Annotated in this window: 23 protein-coding genes, 2 tRNA genes and 3 pseudogenes; 13 read left to right on the forward strand and 15 right to left on the reverse strand. The window is 66.0% G+C overall.

Annotation, left to right across the window (positions count from 1 at the left end; translation table 11 throughout):
• The first annotated feature begins 92 nt into the window (after positions 1–92).
• Entirely contained in the window at positions 93–275 is a 183-nt protein-coding gene (locus RIV14_RS05115; protein ID WP_075371531.1) for a hypothetical protein, read from the forward strand.
• A 68-nt stretch (positions 276–343) separates the two neighbouring features.
• On the opposite strand, the gene RIV14_RS05120 is transcribed toward RIV14_RS05115, so the two are convergent.
• From RIV14_RS05120 to RIV14_RS05130, 3 genes are read right to left on the reverse strand one after another with little or no spacing between them, the layout of a single operon-like run.
• Positions 344–1,084, reverse strand: a complete 741-nt coding sequence (locus RIV14_RS05120) for an ABC transporter permease (protein ID WP_075371532.1) — start codon at positions 1,082–1,084, stop codon at positions 344–346.
• Positions 1,081–2,118 (reverse strand): ABC transporter ATP-binding protein, encoded by a 1,038-nt coding sequence (locus RIV14_RS05125; RefSeq protein WP_309324972.1) that lies wholly within the window; start codon positions 2,116–2,118, stop codon positions 1,081–1,083. The genes RIV14_RS05120 and RIV14_RS05125 overlap by 4 nt, the downstream gene beginning before the upstream one ends.
• The gene (locus tag RIV14_RS05130) at positions 2,051–2,557 is read right to left on the reverse strand and encodes an EXLDI protein (protein WP_256698897.1); all 507 of its coding nucleotides are present in this window, start codon (positions 2,555–2,557) and stop codon (positions 2,051–2,053) included. Before RIV14_RS05130 ends, RIV14_RS05125 begins: the two co-directional genes overlap by 68 nt.
• A 432-nt stretch (positions 2,558–2,989) precedes the next feature.
• Here RIV14_RS05130 and RIV14_RS05135 point away from each other — a divergent pair.
• Positions 2,990–3,697, forward strand: a pseudogene (locus tag RIV14_RS05135) (helix-turn-helix domain-containing protein); the annotation flags it as partial.
• A gap of 40 nt (positions 3,698–3,737) precedes the next feature.
• Here the strand turns inward: RIV14_RS05135 and RIV14_RS05140 are convergent.
• From RIV14_RS05140 to RIV14_RS05155, 4 genes are read right to left on the reverse strand one after another with little or no spacing between them, the layout of a single operon-like run.
• Positions 3,738–3,986, reverse strand: a complete 249-nt coding sequence (locus RIV14_RS05140; RefSeq protein ID WP_081385604.1) for an integrase core domain-containing protein — start codon at positions 3,984–3,986, stop codon at positions 3,738–3,740.
• Positions 3,901–4,479 carry an IS3 family transposase gene (locus RIV14_RS05145; RefSeq protein ID WP_309324974.1) on the reverse strand — a complete coding sequence of 193 codons (579 nt, stop codon included), beginning with the start codon at positions 4,477–4,479 and terminating at the stop codon, positions 3,901–3,903. Before RIV14_RS05145 ends, RIV14_RS05140 begins: the two co-directional genes overlap by 86 nt.
• Positions 4,466–4,648, reverse strand: a complete 183-nt coding sequence (locus RIV14_RS05150) for a hypothetical protein (RefSeq protein ID WP_309324976.1) — start codon at positions 4,646–4,648, stop codon at positions 4,466–4,468. Before RIV14_RS05150 ends, RIV14_RS05145 begins: the two co-directional genes overlap by 14 nt.
• A complete protein-coding gene (locus RIV14_RS05155; RefSeq protein ID WP_075372439.1) occupies positions 4,645–4,887 on the reverse strand; it encodes a transposase in 243 nt (80 codons plus the stop codon). The genes RIV14_RS05150 and RIV14_RS05155 overlap by 4 nt, the downstream gene beginning before the upstream one ends.
• Before the next feature lie 172 nt (positions 4,888–5,059).
• Here RIV14_RS05155 and RIV14_RS13715 point away from each other — a divergent pair.
• Positions 5,060–5,221, forward strand: a pseudogene (locus RIV14_RS13715) (recombinase zinc beta ribbon domain-containing protein); the annotation flags it as partial.
• Here the strand turns inward: RIV14_RS13715 and RIV14_RS05160 are convergent.
• The 3 genes from RIV14_RS05160 to RIV14_RS05170 all read right to left on the reverse strand — a co-directional run bounded on the left by RIV14_RS05160 (position 5,141) and on the right by RIV14_RS05170 (position 6,835).
• Positions 5,141–5,602 (reverse strand): hypothetical protein, encoded by a 462-nt coding sequence (locus tag RIV14_RS05160; protein WP_256697582.1) that lies wholly within the window; start codon positions 5,600–5,602, stop codon positions 5,141–5,143. The pseudogene RIV14_RS13715 and the gene RIV14_RS05160 sit on opposite strands and share 81 nt — an antisense overlap.
• Before the next feature lie 588 nt (positions 5,603–6,190).
• Positions 6,191–6,266, reverse strand: a tRNA-Val gene (locus RIV14_RS05165).
• 164 nt (positions 6,267–6,430) lie between these two features.
• A complete protein-coding gene (locus tag RIV14_RS05170) occupies positions 6,431–6,835 on the reverse strand; it encodes a DUF3052 family protein (protein WP_070661914.1) in 405 nt (134 codons plus the stop codon).
• A gap of 398 nt (positions 6,836–7,233) precedes the next feature.
• Between RIV14_RS05170 and aceE the strand changes: the two genes are divergently transcribed.
• From aceE to RIV14_RS05185, 3 genes and pseudogenes are all read left to right on the forward strand, one after another.
• Positions 7,234–9,987, forward strand: coding sequence for a pyruvate dehydrogenase (acetyl-transferring), homodimeric type (gene aceE, locus RIV14_RS05175; protein WP_075372440.1), 2,754 nt, complete (start codon positions 7,234–7,236; stop codon positions 9,985–9,987).
• A gap of 107 nt (positions 9,988–10,094) precedes the next feature.
• Positions 10,095–10,736: a DUF3060 domain-containing protein gene (locus tag RIV14_RS05180; protein WP_075372441.1), complete on the forward strand. Its 642-nt coding sequence runs from the start codon at positions 10,095–10,097 to the stop codon at positions 10,734–10,736.
• 207 nt (positions 10,737–10,943) lie between these two features.
• Positions 10,944–12,334: pseudogene (locus RIV14_RS05185) on the forward strand (IS1380 family transposase).
• A gap of 182 nt (positions 12,335–12,516) precedes the next feature.
• Here RIV14_RS05185 and aspA read toward each other — a convergent pair.
• Positions 12,517–13,995, reverse strand: a complete 1,479-nt coding sequence (gene aspA, locus RIV14_RS05190; RefSeq protein WP_070661905.1) for an aspartate ammonia-lyase — start codon at positions 13,993–13,995, stop codon at positions 12,517–12,519.
• A gap of 264 nt (positions 13,996–14,259) precedes the next feature.
• Here aspA and RIV14_RS05195 point away from each other — a divergent pair, with 264 nt between their 5' ends.
• The 4 genes from RIV14_RS05195 (at position 14,260) to RIV14_RS05210 (ending at position 17,910) form a co-directional block, all read left to right on the forward strand.
• Positions 14,260–15,459, forward strand: a complete 1,200-nt coding sequence (locus RIV14_RS05195; RefSeq protein ID WP_178387901.1) for a PucR family transcriptional regulator — start codon at positions 14,260–14,262, stop codon at positions 15,457–15,459.
• A 262-nt stretch (positions 15,460–15,721) separates the two neighbouring features.
• Positions 15,722–15,973, forward strand: a complete 252-nt coding sequence (locus RIV14_RS05200) for an acyl carrier protein (protein WP_075373161.1) — start codon at positions 15,722–15,724, stop codon at positions 15,971–15,973.
• An 8-nt stretch (positions 15,974–15,981) separates the two neighbouring features.
• A complete protein-coding gene (locus RIV14_RS05205) occupies positions 15,982–17,235 on the forward strand; it encodes a beta-ketoacyl-[acyl-carrier-protein] synthase family protein (RefSeq protein WP_075373162.1) in 1,254 nt (417 codons plus the stop codon).
• Between the two features lie 174 nt (positions 17,236–17,409).
• Positions 17,410–17,910: a DUF3145 domain-containing protein gene (locus RIV14_RS05210; protein ID WP_003783893.1), complete on the forward strand. Its 501-nt coding sequence runs from the start codon at positions 17,410–17,412 to the stop codon at positions 17,908–17,910.
• Between the two features lie 100 nt (positions 17,911–18,010).
• Here RIV14_RS05210 and def read toward each other — a convergent pair whose 3' ends face one another.
• The gene (gene def / locus RIV14_RS05215) at positions 18,011–18,502 is read right to left on the reverse strand and encodes a peptide deformylase (RefSeq protein WP_075373163.1); all 492 of its coding nucleotides are present in this window, start codon (positions 18,500–18,502) and stop codon (positions 18,011–18,013) included.
• A 214-nt stretch (positions 18,503–18,716) separates the two neighbouring features.
• On the opposite strand from def, the gene RIV14_RS05220 reads away from it, so the two are divergent.
• The 3 genes from RIV14_RS05220 to RIV14_RS05230 all read left to right on the forward strand — a co-directional run bounded on the left by RIV14_RS05220 (position 18,717) and on the right by RIV14_RS05230 (position 20,139).
• The gene (locus RIV14_RS05220) at positions 18,717–18,959 is read left to right on the forward strand and encodes a hypothetical protein (protein WP_143224238.1); all 243 of its coding nucleotides are present in this window, start codon (positions 18,717–18,719) and stop codon (positions 18,957–18,959) included.
• Entirely contained in the window at positions 18,956–19,237 is a 282-nt protein-coding gene (locus tag RIV14_RS05225; protein ID WP_081381880.1) for a type II toxin-antitoxin system HicB family antitoxin, read from the forward strand. The genes RIV14_RS05220 and RIV14_RS05225 overlap by 4 nt, the downstream gene beginning before the upstream one ends.
• A gap of 311 nt (positions 19,238–19,548) precedes the next feature.
• Positions 19,549–20,139, forward strand: coding sequence for an SHOCT domain-containing protein (locus RIV14_RS05230; protein ID WP_075373164.1), 591 nt, complete (start codon positions 19,549–19,551; stop codon positions 20,137–20,139).
• Between the two features lie 342 nt (positions 20,140–20,481).
• Here the strand turns inward: RIV14_RS05230 and RIV14_RS05235 are convergent.
• From RIV14_RS05235 to dnaG, 3 genes are all read right to left on the reverse strand, one after another.
• A tRNA-Asn gene (locus RIV14_RS05235) sits at positions 20,482–20,553 on the reverse strand.
• Positions 20,554–20,643: 90 nt separating this feature from the next.
• Positions 20,644–21,210, reverse strand: coding sequence for a hypothetical protein (locus RIV14_RS05240; protein ID WP_075373165.1), 567 nt, complete (start codon positions 21,208–21,210; stop codon positions 20,644–20,646).
• 49 nt (positions 21,211–21,259) lie between these two features.
• Positions 21,260–23,275 (reverse strand): DNA primase, encoded by a 2,016-nt coding sequence (dnaG, locus tag RIV14_RS05245; protein WP_075373166.1) that lies wholly within the window; start codon positions 23,273–23,275, stop codon positions 21,260–21,262.
• Between the last annotated feature and the right edge of the window lie 37 nt (positions 23,276–23,312).

Consider the following 23,312-nt stretch of genomic DNA (forward strand, 5'->3'; position numbering starts at 1 on the left):
GCCATGACATGGACAGCCCTCCCAACTCGACCCACGCGGGTGCTAGCATTACAACTGGATATATCCCTTCTACCACTTCCAAGGAGTCAGTCATGAAGCTCACCACCACCTCCTCGCTCGAGCACCGCGTCCGCACAACGCAGTTCGCCGTCACGTCCACCTTCGGCGGCGCCAGCGTCAACGTCGATCTGCTCGCCCCGGGCGGCTCGACCTGCAGCAGCGCCGGCAGTTCGAGCTCGTGCTCGACCTGCGCCGTCACCGCTCCGGTGCGCTGACCAGACCAACCACTCAATCGAATAAACACGCCTGTGCCGGGAACCTTCGGGTTCCCGGCACAGCTGCGTCAACGCCTCCGGTCGAACTCGCGGGTTGCCCATCCGAACGCGATACCTGACATCAACAATGTGATGACCCAGCTCCGCGCGCCTGCCGCCACCAGACCATTGCTGCTGAACTGTTCCCGGGCGCCCTGGACCAGGTGCCACAGCGGGTTGAAGTGGGCAGCGGCGACGATCCAGTGCGGGGCGAATGACATGGGCAGCATGATCCCGGACAGGAGGAGGATCGGCAGCAGGATGAGGTTGAAGATCGCGGACAGTGCTCCCTCGCTCTTGGTCTTGAGCGCCACGGCATAAGAGATTCCCGCAAACGTCGTCCCTGTTCCGAGAACCGTCACGAGGTAGGTCATCAGTCCCCATGCGCTGGGCCTGGCCCCAAGGACGAGGCCGACGAGAAAGACGACCAGTATGGGGGCAGACATCAACAAAACGTCACGTGTGATCCTGCCGGCCATCACGGTGCTTCCCTTGGCTGGAGTGCTCCAGATACGTTCGAGGATCCCGAGGCGGTATTCAAGGATGATGGTGAGCCCCACGAAGGCGCCGATGGTCATCGCCATCTGGATCGACAGACCTGTGACGTACATGGAATAGGCGGCAGCCCGAGTGGTTCCTTGGAGTCTCATCGTGGAGACGAACAGAGGACCAAAGAGGGCGAGGTAGACGATGGGTTGCACGAAGGTTAAGGCAAAATCGCGCCGAGCCCTCAGCGCCAACGTCATGTAGCGCGCAAGACACGCTTTCATGAGAGCTGCTCCTTCCCCGAGGTTACCGTGATGGCCAAGAACGCCTCTTCGAGGGACGCCTCACGAATGCTGATCGAGCTCATCTCGACGGCGTTGCGCGTAAGGGTCTGGCTGACCAGAGCTGCATCGGAGTTGGGATGCTTGGACGGGATGCGGATCCGGTTGCCATCTCGCGCCACGGCAGGGAATGTACCGGCCAAGACGCTGACGGCACGCTCGCTGCTGTCTCCAGCAACGGTGACGGTCGCTTCTCCCACCGCGTACTGCTCGCAAATCGTTGCGGGGGAACCGGTGGCGACTACCGAGCCGTGGTTCATCACGCTGACGTCGGAGAGATGGTCGGCGACCTCGTCGATGTAGTGGGTGGTGACCAGGAAAGCAGCGCCTGTTTCGCGGCGGGCGGACTGGACTGTCTGCCACAAGGACAGTCGTGTCGCAGGGTCGAGACCCAGGGTCGGCTCGTCGAGAAGAACGACGGATGGATGCCCCACCAGTGCAAGGCCGACCTCAACGACCCTCTTCTGGCCGCCTGACAGCCGCCCAACGTCCCAGTCCATGAGGTAGCCACAGTTCAGCATCGCCGCGACGGCGTCGACGCTCGACCGTGCCTGACGGGCTGACTGGCCGAAACACTGGGCATGGAAGGTCATCTCCTCCCGGCAGGTCAGGCCGTACTGGAGTCCGCCCTTTTGGGACACATATCCCAAACAGGAACGCCCTTCGGGTGATCCCCATGCGACGTCACCGGAGTCGGCGGACAAGAGACCCGCTACAATCCTGACGAGAGTGGTCTTCCCGGCGCCATTTGGTCCGAACAGGCCCACCATCTCGCCGGGGTAGAGATCCAAGGAAACCCCTCGTAGTGCCGGGACCTCGTACCCGCCATGGACGACGTACTTCTTCGTGAGCTGCGCGATCGACAGTGCAGGTCTTGGTAGAACGCGCTCTGGGATGGCCGATGGCATGTCAGATGTCCAGGACTTCGAAGGGGGGAATGGCGAGGGCTGATTCGACGCGTTCAGCCAAGGCGCCATCGACCTGGCCCAAGTGCTCAATGTCGGGGTACACGACCATCGTCTTGTCGCCCGCGACCCAGAAGTCACGATCCCACGTCTCGGGGTGGGACCACAGGTTCTCCTGGCCTGCGGCCCAGTCGGGCAGCTTCCGCTGGATCTTGGTGGCGACAGCCAGCTGGTTCTTGGCGGTCTGGTAGACGGTGTCGATGCGGGTCCCCTCGGGGGCTGGTTGACTGACGCGGACCAGGCGTCGCCCCATGAAGGTGACCCTGTGGTCTACGCCGTCAGTGCGCAGCGTGAGTTCGATCTCCTCGTAGCCCGCGCCCGCTCGTTGGTGCTTCTTCACGTAGTCGCGGAGCGCCTCCGCGACAGCTGCCGACACTCCACCAGCGATCTCGCTAGCTTCGGTGAACAGGCTCACGTCGTCTTTCGCGACATACACGTTTCTATTGGGCATGATCATAACTATACGCATATTTGTGACGCTCGTCAAGCCCACGACGAGACTCATGAAGGATGCCCGCGTAAGAGGCTCGGTGCCTCATGTAGGACTGCCCGCGAAGCTCGTGGACCGTGGTGGGCATGGGAAGTGGGTTGCCTGGTGCAGGCCAGGGCCGAGATCACGGGAAAGTACGCCAGGGTGTACACCAGGGCGTCGAAGAAGGACAAGGGACGGATCCTTGATGAGGTCTGCGCAGTCACTGGCTGGAGTCGGGACAACGCGCGCCGACGCCTGGTGGCCGCAGCCAAGCGCCCACCGGTCACCGAAAGTCGGCGGGGCGCAGGGCTAGTTGTACTTCCTTGGGAGGTTGTGAACGGGGCTGAGGTTGTGTGAAGGCCTCCGGCATGATGTGGGTTGACACACTCGCATCACTGACCGGAGGCCCTCATGACCCACGCTAACGCACCGCTGACCCCTGAGGGGCGCCGTCGTCTTGCTCATCTGGTGGTCGAAGAAGGCTGGCCCATGCGCCGGGCGGCCGAACGCTTCCAGGTCTCGCCAGCCACCGCCAGCCGGTGGGTGGGCCGCTACCGGGCCGGCCAGCCCCTGGAGGACCGCTCATCGCGCCCCCACCACAGCCCAGGACGGCTGGCAAGGCGCACGGAGCGGCGCATCATCTCCTTGAGGCTCAACCGCCGGTGGGGACCCCACCGCATCGCCTACCACCTGGGCCTGGCGCGCTCCACCGTGGGGCGCATCCTGACCCGCTACGACATGCCCCGCCTGAGGGAGGTGGATCAGGCCACCGGGCTGGCGATGCGCCGCCCGGCGCCGGTGCGCTATGAGAAGACCAGTCCCGGGGAGCTGGTCCATCTCGACATCAAGAAGCTCGGCCGCATCCCCGACGGCGGGGGCTGGCGCGCTCACGGACGGGGCTCAGCTCCCGCCCTGGCCGCGGACCGCACCAAGACCCGCACCCGCCGTCAGGGCGGCCCGGCCGGAGGCTATCGGTACATCCACCACGCGATAGACGACTACTCGCGCGTGGTCTACTCCGAGATCCTCGATGATGAGCGCAAGGACACCGCCGCCGGGTTCATTCAGCGCGCCAACACGTTCTTCAAGGACCTGGGCATCACCGTCCAGGCCGTCATTGGACTGCTGGGTGTTTTTCGGACACTGCTTGTTTTGTGTTTCAGGCTGCCTTCGTTAAGTTCAGGAGCTCGCGTTCGACCTCGTTCGGGGTGCGATATCCCAGGGCTGAGTGAAGGCGGACATGATTGTATCTCAGCTCGATCCATGAGGCAATATCCTTGATCGCCTTGTCCTTCGTGGGGTACACCATTCGGTGGACTCTTTCATTCTTGAGCGTGGCATTGAGTAACTGAAGCCCACTCGTTGTCCCAGCACACCCCCGTGCGCCCCACCGAGGGACGAATCCCATAACCCTTGAGGTGATCCAAGAACCTCTGCGACGTGTACTGACTACCTCGGTCTGAATGAAAGACTGTCACGCCCCTCTCAACCGGGCATCTCCTGACCGCCATGTCAATGGCCTGGCACACCAGGGAGGTGCGCATGCGGTCGGCCATCGCGTAACCCACGACCTTCTTAGTACAGCAGTCCAGAACGGTCGCCAGATAGACGAATCCGGTCCACGTCCTGACGTAGGAGGGGGCACCTCCCGCTTGCGGGGGAATGTCCCCGCACAGCTTCTTGCCGGGCTTGTCAGCGGTGAAGTCCCGCCGGAGCAGGTCCGGCCGTTCACCCAGGTCCTGGGCGGGCACCGTGGCTCGGACTCTTGCCCGTGGCCCGGCGGCCTGCAGCCCCAGGTCACGCATGATGGACCGGATCGTGGCCCCGTCGGCCCGCACACCACGCCGCTCCAGGACCACCTGGATGCGCCGGTACCCGTAGGTGCCCTCACGAGTCCTCAAAAACGTCCTTAATCAGGATGGCCAGCTCCTCCCTCCGGACGGCTGCCTGTGACTGGGGACGGTCGCGCCAGGAGTAGTACCCTGATTTTGATACCCTGGACCACCGGCACATTGAGGAGATGAGATAATGGCCTTCTTCACGGTTGATCAGCTCATAGCGCTCGGTCACGGTCGTTCCTTGGCGAAGAAGGCAGCTGCTTTTTTCAGGAACTCGTTCTCCTGACGCAGCTCCCTGTTCTCCGCTCTCAGTTTCGCTATCTCGGCCGACTCGGAGGCCTTCTTGCGGTCCCGGTCAGTGGCGTGCTCCTTTTTGTATCTTGCGACCCAGTTACCTACTGTTTGGGCAACAAGGTCATACGACGAGGCGACCGAGGAGATGGTGCGTTCCTTCTCGACGACTTCACGCACGACCTGCTCCTAGCAGCTCCTCCGAGTATTTCACTGCTGACATGGTCTCCATCCTATCGACTCACGGGAAGAAAAACTCCCCCAGTCCGAGAAACACCACGCACCCCACTCCGACCTGGGCAAAGGCAAGCAAGCTCTGCCTCTGTGAATAACCTTCAAAGTCCAGACCATCTTGACCTCACGGCGCAACGGCGAACGCCAACGCCTGCACAACCACTACCTCAAAAGCACCATCGTCTGCGGCCACTGCGGCTCACGCCTGCTGGTCCAGAACACCACCGCCCGGGGCGGCGACGTCTACCGCTACTTCGTCTGCGCCCGCCGCCACCGCCTGCACACCTGTGACTTTAGCGCCGTCCTGATTGACGAGGTCGAACAGCGCGTGGCCGACCTCTACCATTCCATCGCCCTCACCCCCGAAGACCGCCAGCAAATCGCCCGCTACCTGCAGGCCGAACTTGGCCGCATCCAAGCCAACTCCCACAAAGACATCCGCGCCCTGCGCATACGCCGCAGCCAACTGGAAACCGAGCGCCGCAGCCTGCTCCAGGCCCAATACGCCGGAGCCATCCCCCTGGAATTGCTCACAGAAGAACAGAACCGCCTGGCCCGCCAGCTGGCCGAGCTCGACCGTACCCTCACCGGCTATGCAGCAGACACCGCCCTGGTCCAGCGCCACCTCGACCAAGCCCTCGACCTGATGGAGGACTGCCACCGCCTGTACACCGCCGCCCCCGACCACCTGAAAAAGCTACTCAACCAAGTGTTTTTCAGCCGGGTACTGGTTAACCCGAAGCGGGACGAACAGGGACGCATCATCGTGCCGCCCGACGCCCTGATAACCCGCGCTGCCGAGAAGGAGAACCAGGGGACCGGGGCAGCTATCGAGACGGGTATAGCGACGGAACAGACAGCTCCGAACGGAGCCCGAGCAGCCGGGCGGACTGGTGCGGCCATGGCGATGGCGACGGAGAATCAGGTGGCCGGAGTGGCTAGAACCATGGAGACGGCCGGAACCGTCGGAACTGCGGCTGACGCTGCGCTCGATGCGCCCACCGACCCAGACATCACCGTCGAAGACCCCGCCAGCCGCACCAGCGCCGCCGCCTTCCTCATCCCACCCTTCAACCAGCTGGCCAGCCCCGCCTTGCACGCCGCCGCCAGTGCTGCGCAGCGTGCCGGGACGGCGGGGCGACCACCGCGGTCAAACCAAAAAAGCCCACCCCGCAGGATGGACAAGAAAATCAAGATACCTCGAAAAAACCTCTCACCACGCAGGGCACAGGTTCGTATACGGAGCTTGTGGTGGACCCGGCCGGACTCGAACCGACGACCGACGCGGTGTAAACGCGTTGCTCTACCAACTGAGCTACAGGTCCAGGTGCAGACGCTGCCGGGAGCACACTGCCTGAGCACCCGGCGCCTGCACACGCAACTGACGGCGCGAGCCGCCTCAGCCGGAGACTTTACCGCCTCCACCGGACGGGCCACCAACCATCTCCGCCTCTGAGGGCGCAGCACGCCGCGCAGCCATCGGGTCGCATCAGCGCCCCCGGCTGGAGACCCTGATGCCACTCCAGTGCTGCCCCATGGAGGCGGCAGAGGTCGCGTGCATGCCGGCTGTCGCGGCAGCCTCCTCCACCTCGGCTGCCTGGACGGCTCCGGTAGTACGCGCCTTGGGCGTCAGCACCCAGATGAGCCCTGCGCCGTCGAGGTTGGCCTGGGCGTCCACGAGGAGGTCGGTGAGGTCATCGACGTCGCCGTCGTCGTCACGCCACCACACGATGGCCGAGTCGGCCACGTCCTCGTAGTCCTCGTCCACCAGAGTGGTTCCGGTCTCCGCCTCAACGGCCTGACGCAAGGTCTCGTCGACGTCGACGTCGTAGCCGAACTCCTGAATGATGAGACCGGAGGCGAAGCCGAAAGCCCCACCCGCTGTGCTCGCCACGTCCTTACACCGTCCTTCTGGGCCTGGCCCGTCTACTGTTCGCCCGCTGCTGGGCGATGGGTACTAGCCCACCGCACCCGGCACCAGCCGCGCAAGTGAACACGCACGTCAGATTACCTTGGACTTTCCTTTGAAGATCGATTCTGACGCGACCACCCCCTTGAGGCTCCACACCCCTCAGTGCTCGACAGCGAAGCCAACCCGTCATTAAGTGATCTACATCATACGTGAGGTGGGACTTTCTTCCCGTTCGGTGCAGCGTTCGCCCCGTCGCAGGTCGTAGATTAGGGCCGTCATCCACAGCGGTCTGGCTTCAGGCGCACGCCGATGCCGCCATCGGCACCACGGCACGCAATGAGGCTCGGGCCGACCGCACAGACGCGAGGAAAGAGGATTCCGTGAGCCCCACCAGTGACTCCACGCCGCTCATTGACGGCCTCCTGACGAAGGTGACCGACAACGACCCAGAGGAGACCAAGGAGTGGCACGAGTCCCTCGATGCCCTCATCGCGGACAAGGGCGCCAAGCGAGCGCGCTACATCCTGCTGAGCATGCTGGCTCAGGCCCGGCAGAAGAACGTCACGGTTCCCACCGAGACGACGACGCCGTATATCAACACCATCGACGTCGCCAACGAGCCCTACTTCCCCGGTGACGAGAGCGCCGAGCGCACCTACCGGCGCTGGCTGCGCTGGAACGCCGTCGTCATGGTCACCCGCGCCCAGCGCCCCGGGGTCGGGGTCGGCGGTCACATCTCCTCCTACGCCTCGACCGCAACCCTCTACGAGGTCGGCTTCAACCACTTCTTCCGCGGCAAGGACCACCCCGGCGGCGGTGACCACGTCTTCTTCCAGGGCCACGCCTCACCGGGCAACTACGCCCGAGCCTTCATCGAGGGCCGCCTGAGCGAGGCGGACCTGGACGGCTTCCGTCAGGAGGAGTCCCGCCCGGCAGGTGGCCGCGGCCTGCCCTCCTACCCCCACCCGCGCCGCATGGAAGACTTCTGGGAGTACCCCACCGTCTCCATGGGCCTTGGCCCCTCCGAGGCGATCTACCAGGCCTGGTTCGACAAGTACCTCCAGGGCGCCGGCATCAAGGACACCTCTCAGCAGCACACCTGGGCCTTCCTGGGTGACGGCGAGATGGACGAGCCCGAGTCGCGCGGCATGCTGCAGCTGGCCGCCAACCAGCAGCTGGACAACCTCACCTTCGTCATCAACTGCAACCTGCAGCGCCTCGACGGCCCGGTGCGCGGAAACGGCAAGATCATCCAGGAGCTCGAGGCCTTCTTCAAGGGCGCGGGCTGGAACGTCATCAAGGTGATCTGGGGCCGTGGCTGGGACCAGCTCCTCGCCGCGGACAAGGACCACGCCCTCGAGCACCTCATGATGGAGACGCTCGACGGCGACTACCAGACCTTCAAGGCCAACGACGGCGCCTACATCCGCAAGCACTTCTTCGGCCGCGACCCGCGCACCGCCGAGCTCGTCAAGGACTGGACCGACGACGAGATCTGGGCCCTGCAGCGCGGCGGCAACGACTACCGCAAGATGTACGCCGCCTACAAGGCGGCCACGGAGCACAAGGGCCAGCCCACCGTCATCCTGGCGCACACGGTCAAGGGCTACCTCCTGGGCGGCCACTTCGCCGGCCGTAACGCCACCCACCAGATGAAGAAGCTGACGCTGGACGACCTCAAGGCCCTGCGCGACAGGCTCCACATCCCGATCACCGACGAGCAGCTCGAGGCCAACCCGAAGATGCCGCCGTGCTACCGGCCGGCCGACGACGACCCCTCGCTGCTCTACATGCTGGACCGGCGCCGCCAGCTCGGAGGCTTCATCCCCGAGCGCCGCGATGCCGGAGTCGAGCTCGAGCTGCCCGGCGACAAAACCTACGACATCCTCAAGAGCGGCTCGGGCAAGCAGGAGGTCGCCTCCACGATGGCCTTCGTGCGTCTGCTCAAGGAGCTCATCAAGGACAAGGGCATCGGCCGGCGCATCGTGCCGATCATTCCGGACGAGTCGCGCACCTTCGGGCTGGAGTCGCTCTTCCCCACCAAGAAGATCTTCAACACCCAGGGCCAGAACTACACGCCCGTCGACGCCGACATGATGCTGTCCTACCGGGAGTCCACCTCCGGTCAGCTCATGCACACGGGCATCAACGAGGCCGGTTCAGTCTCCCTGTTCCAGGTGGCCGGCACGAGCTACGCCACCCACGGCGAGCCCATGATCCCGGTCTACATCTTCTACTCGATGTTCGGATTCCAGCGCACCGGCGACCAGTTCTGGGCCGCCGGCGACCAGCTGACCCGCGGCTTCATCATCGGAGCCACCGCCGGGCGCACCACCCTGACCGGTGAGGGCACCCAGCACATGGACGGCCACTCCCCCGTCATCGCGGCCACCAACGACGCCGTCATCACCTACGACCCGGCCTACGCCTACGAGATCCGACACATTGTGCGCGACGCCCTGGAGCGCTGGTACGGCCCGGACTCAGGTCGCAACCGTGACGTCATGTACTACCTGACCGTCTACAACGAGCCGATCCACCAGCCCGCCGAGCCCGACGGCGTCGACGTCGAGGGAATCCTGCGCGGTATTCACCGCATCAGCACAGCTCCCGACGGCGAGGGCCCAGAGGTCCAGCTCCTGGCCTCCGGTGTCGCAGTGCCCTGGATCGAGGAGGCTCGCCGCATCCTGGCCGAGGACTGGGGCGTACGTGCCGCCACGTGGTCCGTCACTAGCTGGAACGAGCTGCGGCGCCAGGCACTGGAGATGGAGAAGGCCAACTTCCTGGCTCCCGACGCCCAGCAGCAGGTCCCCTACCTGACGCGGAAGCTCTCCGAGAGCACCGGCCCCTTCATCGCCACCAGCGACTACGACCACCTGGTCCCCGACCAGATCCGTGCCTGGGTACCCGGCGACTACTACACCCTGGGTGCCGACGGCTTCGGATTCTCCGACACCCGCGCCGCCGCCAGGCGCCACTACCTCATCGACGCCCAGTCGGTGGTGGTCCGCGCCCTCCAGGCGCTGGTGGAGCAGGGGCGCCTCGACCGCTCCGTCCTGGCCCAGGCCGTTGCCCGCTACGACTTGACCAATGTCAACGCAGGCACCTCCGGCTCCCAGGGAGGGGAGTCCTGATCCGCCCCGTGCGGCTATAGTTGGACACACTGACCAATTGTGGTGCCGGTGGAGCGGGATCTCCCGTATCCACCGGCACCATCATGTCTGCCGAATGAGGTCCTCCCTTGTCCCGCTCCCCGTTCCTGCGCTCCACCGCCTTCACGGCCGCGTGCCTGCTGACCCTGTCCGGTTGCTCAGTCGGCTGGACCGGCGCCAGGGGGACGTCCTCGACCCCGGCGGACCAGAACGATGCCGCCACTCAGGAGGCCGAGGAGGAGCCCACTGGGAAGCTGGAGGACACCAGCCCCATGGATCCGCTGGAGTACGGCAACTGCACGTCCTCCGACATCCGCGACTACGACGACGAGCTGACCGACAACGACGCGGAGGACACCCGGGCCCAGGCAGAGGCCCAGGTCACTAAGGTGATTCCGACCTCCAACCAGGTCAGTGTCACCTCCAACGAGCTCTCCACCGATCAGGTGGTCAAGGTCTCGGCAGGCGCACGAGACGTAACAATCACCGCACAAAGTCTCGTGGTCGTCATCGAAGGGGAGATCGAGTCACTGACCGTCAACGGCTTTGACAACACGGTCTGGATCGACGCCTCCAATAAAGTCACATTCGGTTCCAACGACGGGGACAGCCAGAACTACGTCTTCTGGCACTCCAGGCCCCCGCAGGCGAAGGTGGATCCACAAGGCCTCAACATCATCGGCAAGGACGTTCACGCCCCTGTCGTCCGCTCCTGTCGCTCCTTCTCATGAGGCCGTTCGCGACAGAGCTGGAAGCAGCCTTCCGACGTCGGCGAGGTGGTACAGCACGCCGCCGGCCACCCGCCGACCCTCGGAAGGCCGATTCCCCCTTACCTCGAGTTTTCATCGTTGGGGTGTTGAAAGTGGGGTGAAGGTGTCGCTTCGCCTGGGATAATGCGGGTTGCTGAGATCCGAGAACTCCAGGGGAAGGACACCTTCGTGGTGAAGAATAGCGGGTTGTACCCGGTTGTGGGTGTGGAGTCCGGGGATGTTCCTGCGGTGGGGCTGGCCGGGGCGAGGCTGCTGACCGAGACGAGCAGGGTCACGGGCCTGGGCAACGAGCTTTCACGGGCCCTGTCTACGTGGCGGCGGCCGGGGTCGGTGCACGACCCGGGCAAGATCATGGCGGATCTGGCGGTGTGCGTGGCCCTGGGAGGCCGGTGCCTGTCGGACCTTTCGCTGCTGCGGTGCGAGAAGGAGGTCTTCGGGCCTGTTGCCTCCGACCCGACGGTCTCGCGACTTGTGGGGACCCTGGCCGACCACGTCGAGGCTGCCGAGACCGCCGTCAACCGGGCCCGCAGGACAGTAAGACAGCGGGTGTGGGACCTGGCCGGCGAGCACTCACCAACGGCTGGAATCAGCGCTGAGCGTCCGTTGGTGATCGACATCGACGCCACCCTGGTGGGCGTCCACTCAGAGAAAGAGGGGGCGGCCCCGACCTTCAAGAAGGGGTTCGGCTACCACCCCCTGACCGCATGGTTCGACCACGGCCCCGATGGTGGGGGTGAGTGCGCGGTGATCATGCTGCGGCCTGGAAACGCGGGCTCGAATACCGCCGCCGACCATGTCGAGATCATCCGCCGGGCACTGGACCAGGCCGGGCTCGGCCCCAGACCCGGTAGAAAGGTGCTGGTGCGCATCGACGGGGCCGGAGGAACGAAGGAGACCATTGAGCTCCTGGCCCGCCGCCCGGGTGTCCTACAGCGTGGGGTTCACGCTTCCCGAGCACACGGCGCAGATCTACGGCACCATCCCTGAGGCCGCCTGGGCCCCGGCCTACAACGCTGACGGCCAGCCCAGGGATGGTGCGGACGTCGCTGAGACCCGCCGACCTGCTGGACCTGACCGCTTGGCCCAGGGGGATGCGGGTCAACCGTGCGCCGAGAGCGGCCCCATCAGGGCGCCCAGCTGCGCTTCGACGACGTGGGCGGCTACCGGCTGACCGCCTTCGCCACCAGCACGAGAGTGGGGCAGCTCGCCGATCTCGAGGTGCGCCACCGGCTGCGGGCCCGCTGCCAGGGGGCCGCATCCGCTGTGCCAAGGACACCGGGCTTGACCGCTTCCCCTTGCAGGGGTTTGCGGCCAACCGGGTCTGGTGCCTGATCGTGGCCCTGGCCTGCGACCTGCTGGCCTTCTCCCAGCTGCTCGCCATGGCCTCTACCCCCGCCCGCGCCTGGGAGCCCCGAACGATCCGGTTGCGGCTGATGGCCATCCCCGCCGTCATCGCCCACCACGCCCGCCGCACCGTCCTGCGCTACAAGGCCGACCACCCCTGGACCAGCCTTCTGCTTGACGGCCTGCGACACCTCCAGGCCCTACCGGCTCCGTAGACACACGGCTCCTGCCTCCTGTCCACCACACCCCTGAAGGAAGAACCCCCTGGCCCCGGAAAGGCCCGACCACCGCGAGACGACACGCGGCAAGCCGTCACACCCAACCGGCATAATCCCAGCCACGACACCGGCAACGACGCCACCAAACCCCACTCAACCAACCAATGAAAGATCGAGGCTTACTCCTGCGAGCCAGGAGCCGTGGACACAACCGGCGGAGTTGACGGATCGGATCCTGAGTAGACCTTCAGGTCACGGAAATGGGGACGCAGAAGGTTCTCGGGGCTGAGAATCTCGTCAAGAACAGGCTCCTCGAGCAGCCCCATCTCCAGAACCACCTCTCGCACGCTGCGTCCTGAACGGGCGCACTCACGGCCCACCAGGTCGCCGTTGTGATGACCGATCACCGGGTTGAGATAGGTAACGATTCCGATCGAGTCCAGCACGTTGCGGCGACACACCTCCTCATTGGCCTCGATCCCCACGATGCACAGCTCCCGCAGGGTCGACATCCCGCGGGTGAGCAGATTGATGGACTCGAAGATAGCCTGGGCGATCACCGGTTCCATGACATTGAGCTGGAGCTGTCCTGCCTCCGCGGCGAAGGTCAGCGCCACATCGTTTCCCATGACCTTGAAGCAGACCTGGTTCACCACCTCCGGGATCACCGGATTGACCTTGGCCGGCATGATGGAGGAACCTGCCTGACGCTCAGGTAGCCTGATCTCCCCCAGCCCCGCACGAGGCCCGGAGGACAGTAGTCGCAGGTCGTTGCAGATCTTGGACAGCTTCACCGCCAAGCGCTTGATCGCCGCGTGCATCGAGACATATGCGCCCGTGTCACTCGTGGCTTCCAGCAGGTCATGCGCTCCTCGAACCTCCAAACCAGTGATCTCCCGCAGATGCCCAACAACAGTGCTCTGATAGTCCGGCGGGGTGTTGAGCCCCGTGCCGATCGCCGTGGCCCCAAGGTTCACCTCCAGAAGCAGGGCGGCGTTGTTGTGAAGCCGACTGACCTCCTCCTCCAGCAGAACGGCGAAGGCCTCGAACTCCTTCCCCAGGCTCATAGGAACAGCATCCTGAAGCTGAGTACGCCCCATCTTCAGAACATTGACGAACTCCGCCCCCTTGGATCGCATCGACGCAATGAGCCGCTCGAGCTCCTCGATGAGCGAGCTGACAAGGGCGAACAGCCCCAAACGGAATCCAGTCGGGTAGGCATCGTTCGTCGACTGGGACTTGTTGACATGATCGTTGGGGTTGATGATGTCATAACGGCCCTTGGCGTATCCCAGGTACTCCAGCGCGAGGTTGGCGATCACCTCGTTGGTATTCATGTTAACGCTGGTCCCGGCACCCCCCTGGAACTGGTCGACCGGGAACTGATCAAGGCAGCGCTCGGCAAGCAGCACCTGGTCACAGGCCCACACAATCGCACCAGCAATCTCCGGGTCGATAGCCCCCAGATCACTGTTCGCTAACGCTGACGCCTTCTTCACCTGCACCATGCCGCGAACGAAGGCCTCTTCATCACCGACCACAGATCCAGAGATCTGGAAGTTCTCCATCGCACGTAGCGTATGGATTCCCCAATAGGCATCCAATGGAACTTCCCGTGCACCAAGAAGATCTTCCTCTGTGCGGGTTGCCTTCGTCATCCTGAGCCTCCGAGTTGTCTAGCTAGGCACCTGCCTGTGCGCATCCATGCTGACATACGACGCACACATTCGGGTCATTGCAGATTCACATACCATGGCTTCCACAATGGTTACGCTATTGTAACCTGCGCAATCCGCTCCGTCTCCGCGACACACCACCCTCAGTTATCCCCGTATTTTCAACACAAACTCGTGTCGGATCACACGCCGCGCCAATCGAGAACCTACTGTCCTCAGGATATTCCAGTCGGTAGCATCCACAGTATGGATGAGTTGAGCGCTCCGGGAGTGTCTGCACTGCGACAGGCGCAGGACACAATTATTGAACACTCACTGGACCGCATCAGTTCGGCCCATGATTTCTACCGAACCCTGCCGGAGGGATCGCGCGACCAGATCGCAGCGGTGGCCCGCCTGGGCGTCACCATGTTCGTCGACTCGGCGGAGAACCCCTCGACCCCGCTGACCCCCTCCCAGATCTTCTCCGTTGCCCCTGCGGCTCTGACCGGTGTCATTACGCTGGAGCAGACCCTGGCGTTGGTGCGTACGGTCCTCGACGTCGTCGTGGACGAGGCTCCTCGTGCCGTACCCGAGGAGGACCATGACACCGTCCGCATCCTCGTCCTGACCTTCGGGCGTGACGTCGGCTTCGCCGCGGCCGAGGTGTACGCCCGGGCGGCCGAGGCCCGCGGCGCCTGGGACGCCCGGTTGGAATCCGTAGCGGTCGACGCGATGCTTCACGACGACCCCGAGGACGCCGCAACCCGAGCCGGAACTGCCGGCTGGAACGGAACCGGACCTGTGGTGGCGATCGCCGCCAAGACCACTCTGGATGCGCTCGGCGTCTCCAGGTTGCGCCACGAGTGCCGCAACCTGGCCAGCGACTGCCTGGTATCGGTACGAGGCGACTCCGTCCTCATCATCCTGGGTGACAGCCCGGCGGCTCACGCCCCAGCGTCCAAGCACTCCGGCCGGGAGGCCACCGCTGAGCAGCTGGTGGATCAGGCCGCCATGCAGGTGGCCGGCGGTCTGGGCGGGTCGGCCGTCGTCGGTCCGGTGGTTCCAGGGATCTCGCACGCGGGTCGTTCGTTGCGCTCGGCCCTGGCCGGACTGCGAGCTCTGCCCGGCTGGGCCGAGGCACCAAACCCGGTTCACGCCGACGACCTCCTCCCCGAGCGGCTCCTGGCCGGCGACGAGCTCGCCTGTGAGCAGATCCTCAACCTGGTGCACGCGCCCCTGCACGAGATGGGTGATCCCTTCGAAAGCACGGTGGCCACCTACCTGGCGCTGGGTGGAAGCCTGGAGGCCACTGCCCGGAACCTGTTCGTGCACGCCAACACGGTGCGCTACCGCCTGGGCCGCGTCAGCGAGCAGGTCGGCTGGGACGCGACGAACGCCCGTGACGGCCTCATGCTGCACATGGCGATCATTGTGGGCCGACTGGCTGTCAGCCGAGAGGCCTGACGCACCGTGGGCGCGACGAGCGTCCGCATCCTCTTCTGCGCGACCGGACCGTCCGTCACCTTCGGGCTGGTCCGGTCGTGACGCTATTGACCGCGCCCCGGCCGTGAGCCGCCCCCGGTGGTACACCGGTTCCTAAGCACCCCTTCTCATCTGGGACAATGGTCCGACCTGCGGTACCTCCGCCGGCAAACCACAACCATCATCGAGTCACAGCGCCGTCACGGATCCTGGATGCTCCGTCACGGCGCCTGAAGGAGCCACCATGGCTGAGCAGAACAACGCCGACGTCCTGTCCGTCATCACCCAGATCGTCAGCGAGGAGTCCGGCGTCGCAGCCAAGGACATCACTCGGGACACCACCTTCGCCCAGGACCTCGACGTCGACTCCCTGGGTCTGCTGACCATCGCCACCCAGGTCGAGGAGCGCTTCGGTGTGGCCCTGGACGACTCCCTCATCCCGACTCTGCCCACCGTCGGAGCCCTGGTTGACCTGGTGACCTCCAAGAAGGCCTGACGACAGACATGAGCCCGGAAACCGAGTGCCGCCCGGATGACGTCGTCGTCACCGGACTGGGAACCGTCAATCCTCTGGGCGCAGACGTTGAGTCCACCTGGAGCGCCCTGCACGAGGGCGCCTGCGCGGTTCGTACCCTTGAGCACGAGTGGGTCGAGAGCCATGACCTACCCGTGCGGATCGGCGCTCCCCTGGCGGTCGATCCTGCCGAGATACTCCCGCCCCGCCAGCTGCGCCGCCTCGACCGTGCCAGTCAGTGCGCGCTGCTGGCCGCCCGCCAGGCCTGGGAGCAGGCAGGGGCCCCGCAGGTCGCCTCACAGCATCTGGCGGTGTCCGTCTCCCCGGGCATGGGGCCGGTCCTGTCGGTTATGGAGGCCTGGGACGTCCTGAGGGACAAGGGGCCCCGGCGGGTTCTGCCGACGGCGGTCCCGGCGCTCATGCCCAATGCCCCTGCGGCCGCAGTCGGGATCGAGCTGGGGGCGCGCGGTGGTATCCATGCTCCTGTCTCGGCCTGCGCCTCCGGGGCCGAGGCCATCGCCTACGGCGCGGACCTCATCGCTCTGGGGCGGGCCGACGTCGTCGTGGCCGGGGGCACGGATGCGGCCCTCCACCCGATGACCATGGCCGCCTTCGGCGCGATGCGGGCCCTGTCCACGCGCAACGCCGACCCTCAGACCGCCTCACGCCCCTTCGCCCCGGACCGTGACGGCTTCGTCCTGGGTGAGGGCGCCGGGATCCTCGTCCTGGAGCGCGCTGCGCACGCCTTGGCCCGTGGCGCGCGGGTCCTGGCCGTGCTGGCAGGCACTGGGGTCACTGCCGATGCCTATGACGTCGCACGACCGGAGCCGTCAGGCACGGAGCAGGAACGAGCCCTACGGATGGCTCTGGGGCGCGCGGGCCTTGACGCCGGTGCTGTTGGGCACGTCAACGCCCACGCCACCTCGACACCTGCCGGCGACGTCGTCGAGGCAGGTGTCCTGGCCAGGACGGTGCCGGACACGGCCGTCAGCGCCACGAAGTCCGCCACCGGTCACCTCCTGGGCGGAGCCGGGGGGCTGGAGGCGGTGCTGACCGTCATGGCGCTGCAGGAGCGCTGGGCCCCACCCACGCTGCTGCCGGCCGGAGTGGATCCGGAGCTGGCCCGGCTCGGGCTGGACGTCGTTGGACCACAGGGCCGGGACCTGCCCAACCTGACGGCGGCGGCCAGCACCTCCTTCGGCTTCGGAGGGCACAACGTCGCCCTGGTCTTCGCCCGCCAGTAGTCGTGCTCGGGAGGGAGTCGCCATGCGGTCCCGCCTGTGACCCACCACGCTGGACCCGGCCGGTGCGGTCAGGCACAATAGCCGTGCATGCCGCGTACGTCATGACATGAGCCCGGTTGCGGGTCGAGACCGTTGGGGAAGGCGAATCTCGAAACCAACCAGGAGGCGATACTCATGATCGGTGCCTACACCCGCGGTGTACTTTTCGTGCATTCAGCACCTCGGGCGCTCTGCCCCCACATCGAGTGGGCAGCGGCCGAGGTGCTCGGTTCGCGTGTCCACCTCGACTGGACCGAGCAGCCTGCGGCTCGGGGCATGATGCGAGCCGAGACCAGCTGGGTGGGGCCCGCTGGAACGGGAGCCAGCCTTGCCTCGGCCCTGCGCGGCTGGGCGAACCTGCGATACGAGGTGACCGAGGAGGCGAGCGTCGGCACCGACGGCGGCCGCTGGTCCCACACCCCGGACCTGGGTATCTTCCACGCACAGACGGATGTTCACGGTAACGTCGTCGTCCCCGAGGACCGGATCCGTGCCGCGCTCGTCTATGCCGCCGATCCTGAGAGGATGCGCCGCGAGCTCGATCTGGCTCTGGGGCAGGCCTGGGACGATGAGCTCGAGCCCTTCCGCTACGCCGGAGCCGGCGCGCCCGTGCGCTGGCTGCACCGCGTCGGCTAGGAGCACGCCGCGCACGGAAGGCCTCATCGCCTACTGCAAACCGGGTGGGGCAACAGGTCGCAAGATCTGCCGCCCCACCCGGTCTGTATCCCTGGGGACGTTACAGTCCCTGCGCTCGCAGCTCCTTCATCGCTTTGGCCCGGTTCTTCCGGTCGAGGCGATCGAGGTAGAGGTGGCCCTCCAGGTGATCGCACTCGTGCTGGATGCAACGAGCCATGAGCTCCTCCCCCTCGACGACGACTTCCTTGCCGTCCAGGTTCACTCCCTCCGCCCGGGCGTACCAGGCCCGCTCCGTGGGGAACCACAGACCCGGCACTGACAGACAGCCCTCCTCCCCGTCCTGGTACTCGTCCTTGGAGATCTCGACGATCTTGGGGTTGAGGACGTAGCCGATCTCGCCGTCGATGTTCCAGGAGAAGGCGCGCAGACCGATCCCGATCTGATTGGCAGCCAGGCCGGCCCGGCCCTCCTCATCGACCGTCTCGAGCAGGTCCTCGACCAGGGCCTTGACGGAGCCGTCGATGTCAGTGATCCAGTCGCACTCGGTGCGCAGGATCGGGTCGCCAATGATGCGGATGTCACGGTATGCCATGGCGGCATCCTCCCACGACCAGAGCGACGAGGTCATGTTCGGCCCCTGTCGCGATCTGGCGCTCGCCCGCCACCACTACATCCGGCGCAGGCCGGACGTCCCCGTCCCTGCGCGCTACCATCGCCGCCTCCGCGTAACAAAGCACGGAGAACATATGTGTCACAATAATCCTACGAGCAGCACAAGCCCGGTCAGAGTCCTGGTCCACTCTCGCGTGACCCGCAGGCACCCGGAGCTGACCGAGCGCGACGTCCTGGCCGCCTGGCAGCGCACCATCGAGTTCATCCACCGGGCCGACACGGGCCAGTGGGTCGTTATCGGCCCGGCGCCCGACGGGCGCATGGTCGAGATGGTCGCCGAGAGCCTCCCCCAGAGGTGGCTCATCTACCACGCTATGACTCCACCAACCAGGAAGACCACCACCGAGATCAGGTCAGCACGAAGGAGGACACGATGAGCCCCTACACCCCCAGCCAGATGAGCGAGGACGAGATCAACGCCCTCTTCGGCACCACCACCGAAGAACTCGACGCCAAGGCCGCCGAGTACGAGGACGGCTCCTGGGAAGGACCCGTCGACCACTACGGACGCGGACGACCGAGCCTGTACGACGAGACCATGACCGACCTCCACGTACGGGTGCCCCGCTCCACCCTGAAGGCACTCGACCAGCACGCGGCATCAGCCGGCAAGACACGGTCCCAGTACGTCCGCGACATCCTCGCGACCGCCTGAGCCCGCGGGCGTACCGCGCTCAGAGCCTGGCAACGCTGACAAGATTGGGCCCCCTCACACCTGATGGTGTGAGGGGGCCCAGTGCACCCGGCCTTAGTTGGAAGTCTCCTTATGTGGCCGAAAAGCTCCCGGAGGCAAGACCTGCAAGAGGAATTCGACAGCCGATTTGTTGCGGTACTTCCACCTCCCCACGACGCACCCCACGACAGTACGGGTGGCAGGGCAAACTCACCTGACCAACGGCCCATACAAGCTCCAAAACTGGGTACGAAACTGTGCACCACACCCCAACTACCCATCCTGGAGCAGATATGGAACCCCTTCTGCAGTTCAAGTCCCACATCGCCGGCAAAAACGCCACCGTGGCCATCTTCCCCGACCGGGTGGAGTGGTCACGCAAAGGTTGGATTGGCACCGGAACCAAGGCCGGCCTAGCAGTCATGACCATGGGCATGTCCCTAGCCGCCACGGGGATCCGCCGTCACGAGGACGGTGAGATCATTCCAATCAGCTCGATCTCTCATGTGGCCAAGCGCCGAGGCAAGGGTCTGAACACCGTGGTCGTCCTGACCACCAGCGGCGGCGATGTCGCGATGCGAGTCCACCACGGAGACGCCGACCGTGTCATCGATACCATCCTGCGCCTCCAACGCGGCGAAATGGTCGCTCCTGCCGCACCGGTACCAACCGCAGGCCCCGGCATCCTAGGCCAGATACAAGCGTCCGCGAACGAGCTGGCCGACGGCATTCGCCAAGCCACCAACGAACAGCCTGCTGCACCGGCCGTGAACACGGATGACGTCATGACTCAGCTGAAAAAGCTCGGCGAGCTGCGCGATGCGGGGATTCTGTCCGAAGAGGAATTCACCGCCAAGAAGACAGACCTGCTCGCTCGCCTGTGACATGACGATCCGGATTGAAAGACGCCCGTGACATAACCTACCTCCTCAAAGAGGCGCGCAGGCCTCATCCCGCCTTGAGCGGACGGTAAAACAAAACAGGGTCCCTCACACCAGCTGGTGTGAGGGACCCTACGCGCGCGAGCTCAGTAGATGGGGCCGTTCCGACCCACCGATGTGGCACCTTCCCGCACCTCTCTCAAACCAAGGACGGATAGAGCGACGCAACGCCGGAAACCATGCACCCCACGGCACCCTTCCCCAAGGCGGTGGTGTAGGCCGTCCCCGTGGAGCAGATATAGCCGCGGAGCCCCAGCCGGTGGGGCTGGGGCTCCGAGTGATGGGCTCCTGCGGCTGGACTCGAACCAGCAACCGTCCGATTAACAGTCGGATGCTCTGCCATTGAGCTACGCAGGAATGCGCTTGACGCGCAGTGAACTTTAGCAACATCCCGCGGCGACGTCGAATCCGGCGAGCCGGAGGAAACGTTGCTATTCCAACGACATCCTACCGTGTGGGCAGGCCCACACCCTCGCGGACGCGGTTCTCCAGCTCTTGAAGCGTCCGGCGATCCTCCCCCTCATTGACCTGTGAGATCAGGGGCCGGGTGACGGAATACAGCTCGCCATCCCCGCCTCGACGCACGCTCGCCGTGGCCGTGGCGCCGCTGGGAAGCGTTGTCACGGCGCTGTGGATGATGGCCGCCTCCACCCGCTGGCGCAGGGCCTTGGCGAAGGGGGCGACGTCTGCGGCGGCGTAGGCGTCGCCGTTACGGACTCCTGCCGGAACCTTCAAAACGAGATCCTCGCGATCCTGCTGCGACCACCTCAGGGTGAAGACGCGCTCCTGCCCGTCCCAGGTCCCCTGCTCCACCTCGTCCCAGGCATGGACCGCGGGTCCGCTTCGCCCGTTGAAGACCACGAGGGCGCCGGCCGTGGCCACCGCCCATGCTGAGCCGTCCGTGTCCAGGGGAACAGCCCCCAGGGCGGGTTCGCGCAGCTGTTCACGCATCTCCAGCGGAAGCGTGGCGGTGGAGCGGGTGGATGAGCCTTGACGACGTCGCAGGATCGGCATGACCGTCAGGCTACCCGCAGCTACTCGCCCAGTGGGGCGCCGGCCGGTCTCAGGTCCCCTGCCGGATCTGCATGCGGCGCTGCTCGAGGGTGGCGATCTGGGAGAACAGCTCGCGGTAGCCCTCCTCCTGCGGCGACATCCGCCGGTGGCGTGAGCGCATCTCGACGAGCCGGCGGTTGATGCCCATGACGGCCAGGGAGTCGAGCACGCCCTTGGCGTAGCGCTCCAGCCCGGAGGCGTCCACCTCGGTGCCGCGTCCCCGAATGGTGGGCAGTGGCAGGGGTGCCACGGCGAGCTCGGTGATGGCAGCCTCGACCAGGCCAATGGCGCCGTCGCGCACCTGCTGGAGCCAACGCAGCGTGGCCCGGCGCTGCGCCTCCTGCTCCCCCATGCCAGCGGCCACCGCCTGCTGAACCAACCCCGGCACCTCCGCAGTGCCTCCGGCGGCGGCGACGGCCTCGTAGACGGCCCGGTGGGTGAGCTGGCCGAAGGAGTCGGCCCCGAGCTCGTCGGCGCCGGCTTGGTGGGCCGCCACCGGGAACTGGATGATGACGGCCAGGGCCTCACGTTCGAGCTGCTCAACGGGGTCGGTTACCGGCGGCAGCCCCCGCACCGGGACGGCGGCATCGGGGCCGGCGGTCTCATCGGCGGGCCACTGGCCGCCCCGCGCCGCATTGGGCTGCGCCCCCCGCCTGCTGGCGGCCTGGACTGCGGCGTGGACCTCGGCGTCGGGCAGCCCCAGCCATCCGGCCAGTCTGCGGGTGTACTCGCGCTTGAGCGCCCGGTCCCGGATGCCAGCCACCACCGGCGCCGCCGAGCGCAGCCCCCGGACCCGACCTTCGGAGGTGTCCAGATCCAGATGGGACAGGGAGGTGCGGATGACGAACTCGAACAACGGCACCCGCCGGGACAGCAGGCGTGGGATGCCCGGGTCCCCCTCCTTCATGCGCAGATCACAGGGATCCAGGCCGCCGGGGTCGACGGCTACGAAGGTCTGGGTGGCGAAGCGCTGATCCTCGGCGTAGGCGCGCAGGGCGGCCTTCTGGCCGGCCGCGTCACCATCGAAGGTGAAGATGACCTCGCCTCCCCGGGCCTCGCGCCCCTGGCCGGTGACGACGCCCGCCGCGGGGTCGTCCACATCCCCCAGCAGGCGGCGCACCACCCGCACGTGGTCCGCGCCGAAGGCGGTCCCGCACGTGGCCACGGCCGTGGTCACCCCGGACAGGTGCGCGGCCATGACGTCGGTGTAGCCCTCGACGACGACGATCCGGTGGGAGCGGGCAACCTCCCGCTTGGCCAGGTCTAGCCCGTAAAGCACCTGGCTCTTGTGGAAGACGGGGGTCTCGGGGGTGTTGAGGTACTTGGGGCCCTGGTCCTCCTCCGAGAGCCTGCGCGCCCCGAAGCCGACAGTGGCTCCGGTGACGTCGCGGATGGGCCAGATGAGGCGACCACGGAAGCGGTCGTAGACGCGGCGCCCGTCCTGCCCGCCCCGGCTGCACAGACCGGAGTCGACCAGCTCGGCCTCGGTGTAGCCGGCCCCGCGCAGATACCGGGCGAGGTTGTCCCAACCGGCGGGCGCGTAGCCGACGCCGAAGTGCGCGGCGGCATGACGGTCGAAGCCGCGGGCCGTGAGGAAGTCCCGCCCCGGCTGGGCCTCCGGGGTGGCAAGCTGCTCGCGGAACCAGGCCTCGGCCAGGCGGTTGGCGTCCATGAGGCGCTGCCGAGTGCCCGGCTCCACCCCGCGCCGTACCGCGCCGCCCTCCTCGTAGCGAAGCTGGACCCCGGTGCGGTCGGCGAGGTACTCGACCGCCTCGGCGAATCCGAGGTGGTGGACCTTCTCGATGAAGGTGATGACGTCACCGCCCTCGCCGCAGCCGAAGCAGTGCCAGTAGCCGAGCTGAGGGCGGACGTGGAAGGAGGGGGTGCGTTCGTCGTGGAAGGGGCACAGGCCCTTGAGCGAGCCGACGCCGGCGCTCTTGAGGGTCACGTGCTCACCGACGACGTCCTCAAGCCTGGCGCGCTCACGCACCGCCTCGATGTCCTCACGCCTGATCAGTCCCGCCACAGGGTCATCGTAGGCGAGGGCACCGACATCCTGCGCC

This window comes from Actinomyces acetigenes, assembly GCF_031296635.1.
GTDB classification, from domain to species: Bacteria; Actinomycetota; Actinomycetes; order Actinomycetales; family Actinomycetaceae; genus Actinomyces; species Actinomyces acetigenes.

What these genes read in the sequence shown, in the direction of transcription:
- RIV14_RS05115 (WP_075371531.1), top strand. Translation starts at nt 93, where the DNA reads ATGAAGCTCACCACCACCTCCTCGCTCGAGCACCGCGTCCGCACAACG.
- RIV14_RS05120 (WP_075371532.1), bottom strand. Translation starts at nt 1,084, where the DNA reads ATGAAAGCGTGTCTTGCGCGCTACATGACGTTGGCGCTGAGGGCTCGG.
- RIV14_RS05125 (WP_309324972.1), bottom strand. Translation starts at nt 2,118, where the DNA reads ATGGCGCCTTGGCTGAACGCGTCGAATCAGCCCTCGCCATTCCCCCCT.
- RIV14_RS05130 (WP_256698897.1), bottom strand. Translation starts at nt 2,557, where the DNA reads ATGCCCAATAGAAACGTGTATGTCGCGAAAGACGACGTGAGCCTGTTC.
- RIV14_RS05140 (WP_081385604.1), bottom strand. Translation starts at nt 3,986, where the DNA reads ATGGGATTCGTCCCTCGGTGGGGCGCACGGGGGTGTGCTGGGACAACG.
- aspA (WP_070661905.1), bottom strand. Translation starts at nt 13,995, where the DNA reads ATGACGAAGGCAACCCGCACAGAGGAAGATCTTCTTGGTGCACGGGAA.
- RIV14_RS05195 (WP_178387901.1), top strand. Translation starts at nt 14,260, where the DNA reads ATGGATGAGTTGAGCGCTCCGGGAGTGTCTGCACTGCGACAGGCGCAG.
- RIV14_RS05200 (WP_075373161.1), top strand. Translation starts at nt 15,722, where the DNA reads ATGGCTGAGCAGAACAACGCCGACGTCCTGTCCGTCATCACCCAGATC.
- RIV14_RS05205 (WP_075373162.1), top strand. Translation starts at nt 15,982, where the DNA reads ATGAGCCCGGAAACCGAGTGCCGCCCGGATGACGTCGTCGTCACCGGA.
- RIV14_RS05210 (WP_003783893.1), top strand. Translation starts at nt 17,410, where the DNA reads ATGATCGGTGCCTACACCCGCGGTGTACTTTTCGTGCATTCAGCACCT.
- def (WP_075373163.1), bottom strand. Translation starts at nt 18,502, where the DNA reads ATGGCATACCGTGACATCCGCATCATTGGCGACCCGATCCTGCGCACC.
- RIV14_RS05225 (WP_081381880.1), top strand. Translation starts at nt 18,956, where the DNA reads ATGAGCCCCTACACCCCCAGCCAGATGAGCGAGGACGAGATCAACGCC.
- RIV14_RS05230 (WP_075373164.1), top strand. Translation starts at nt 19,549, where the DNA reads ATGGAACCCCTTCTGCAGTTCAAGTCCCACATCGCCGGCAAAAACGCC.
- RIV14_RS05240 (WP_075373165.1), bottom strand. Translation starts at nt 21,210, where the DNA reads ATGCCGATCCTGCGACGTCGTCAAGGCTCATCCACCCGCTCCACCGCC.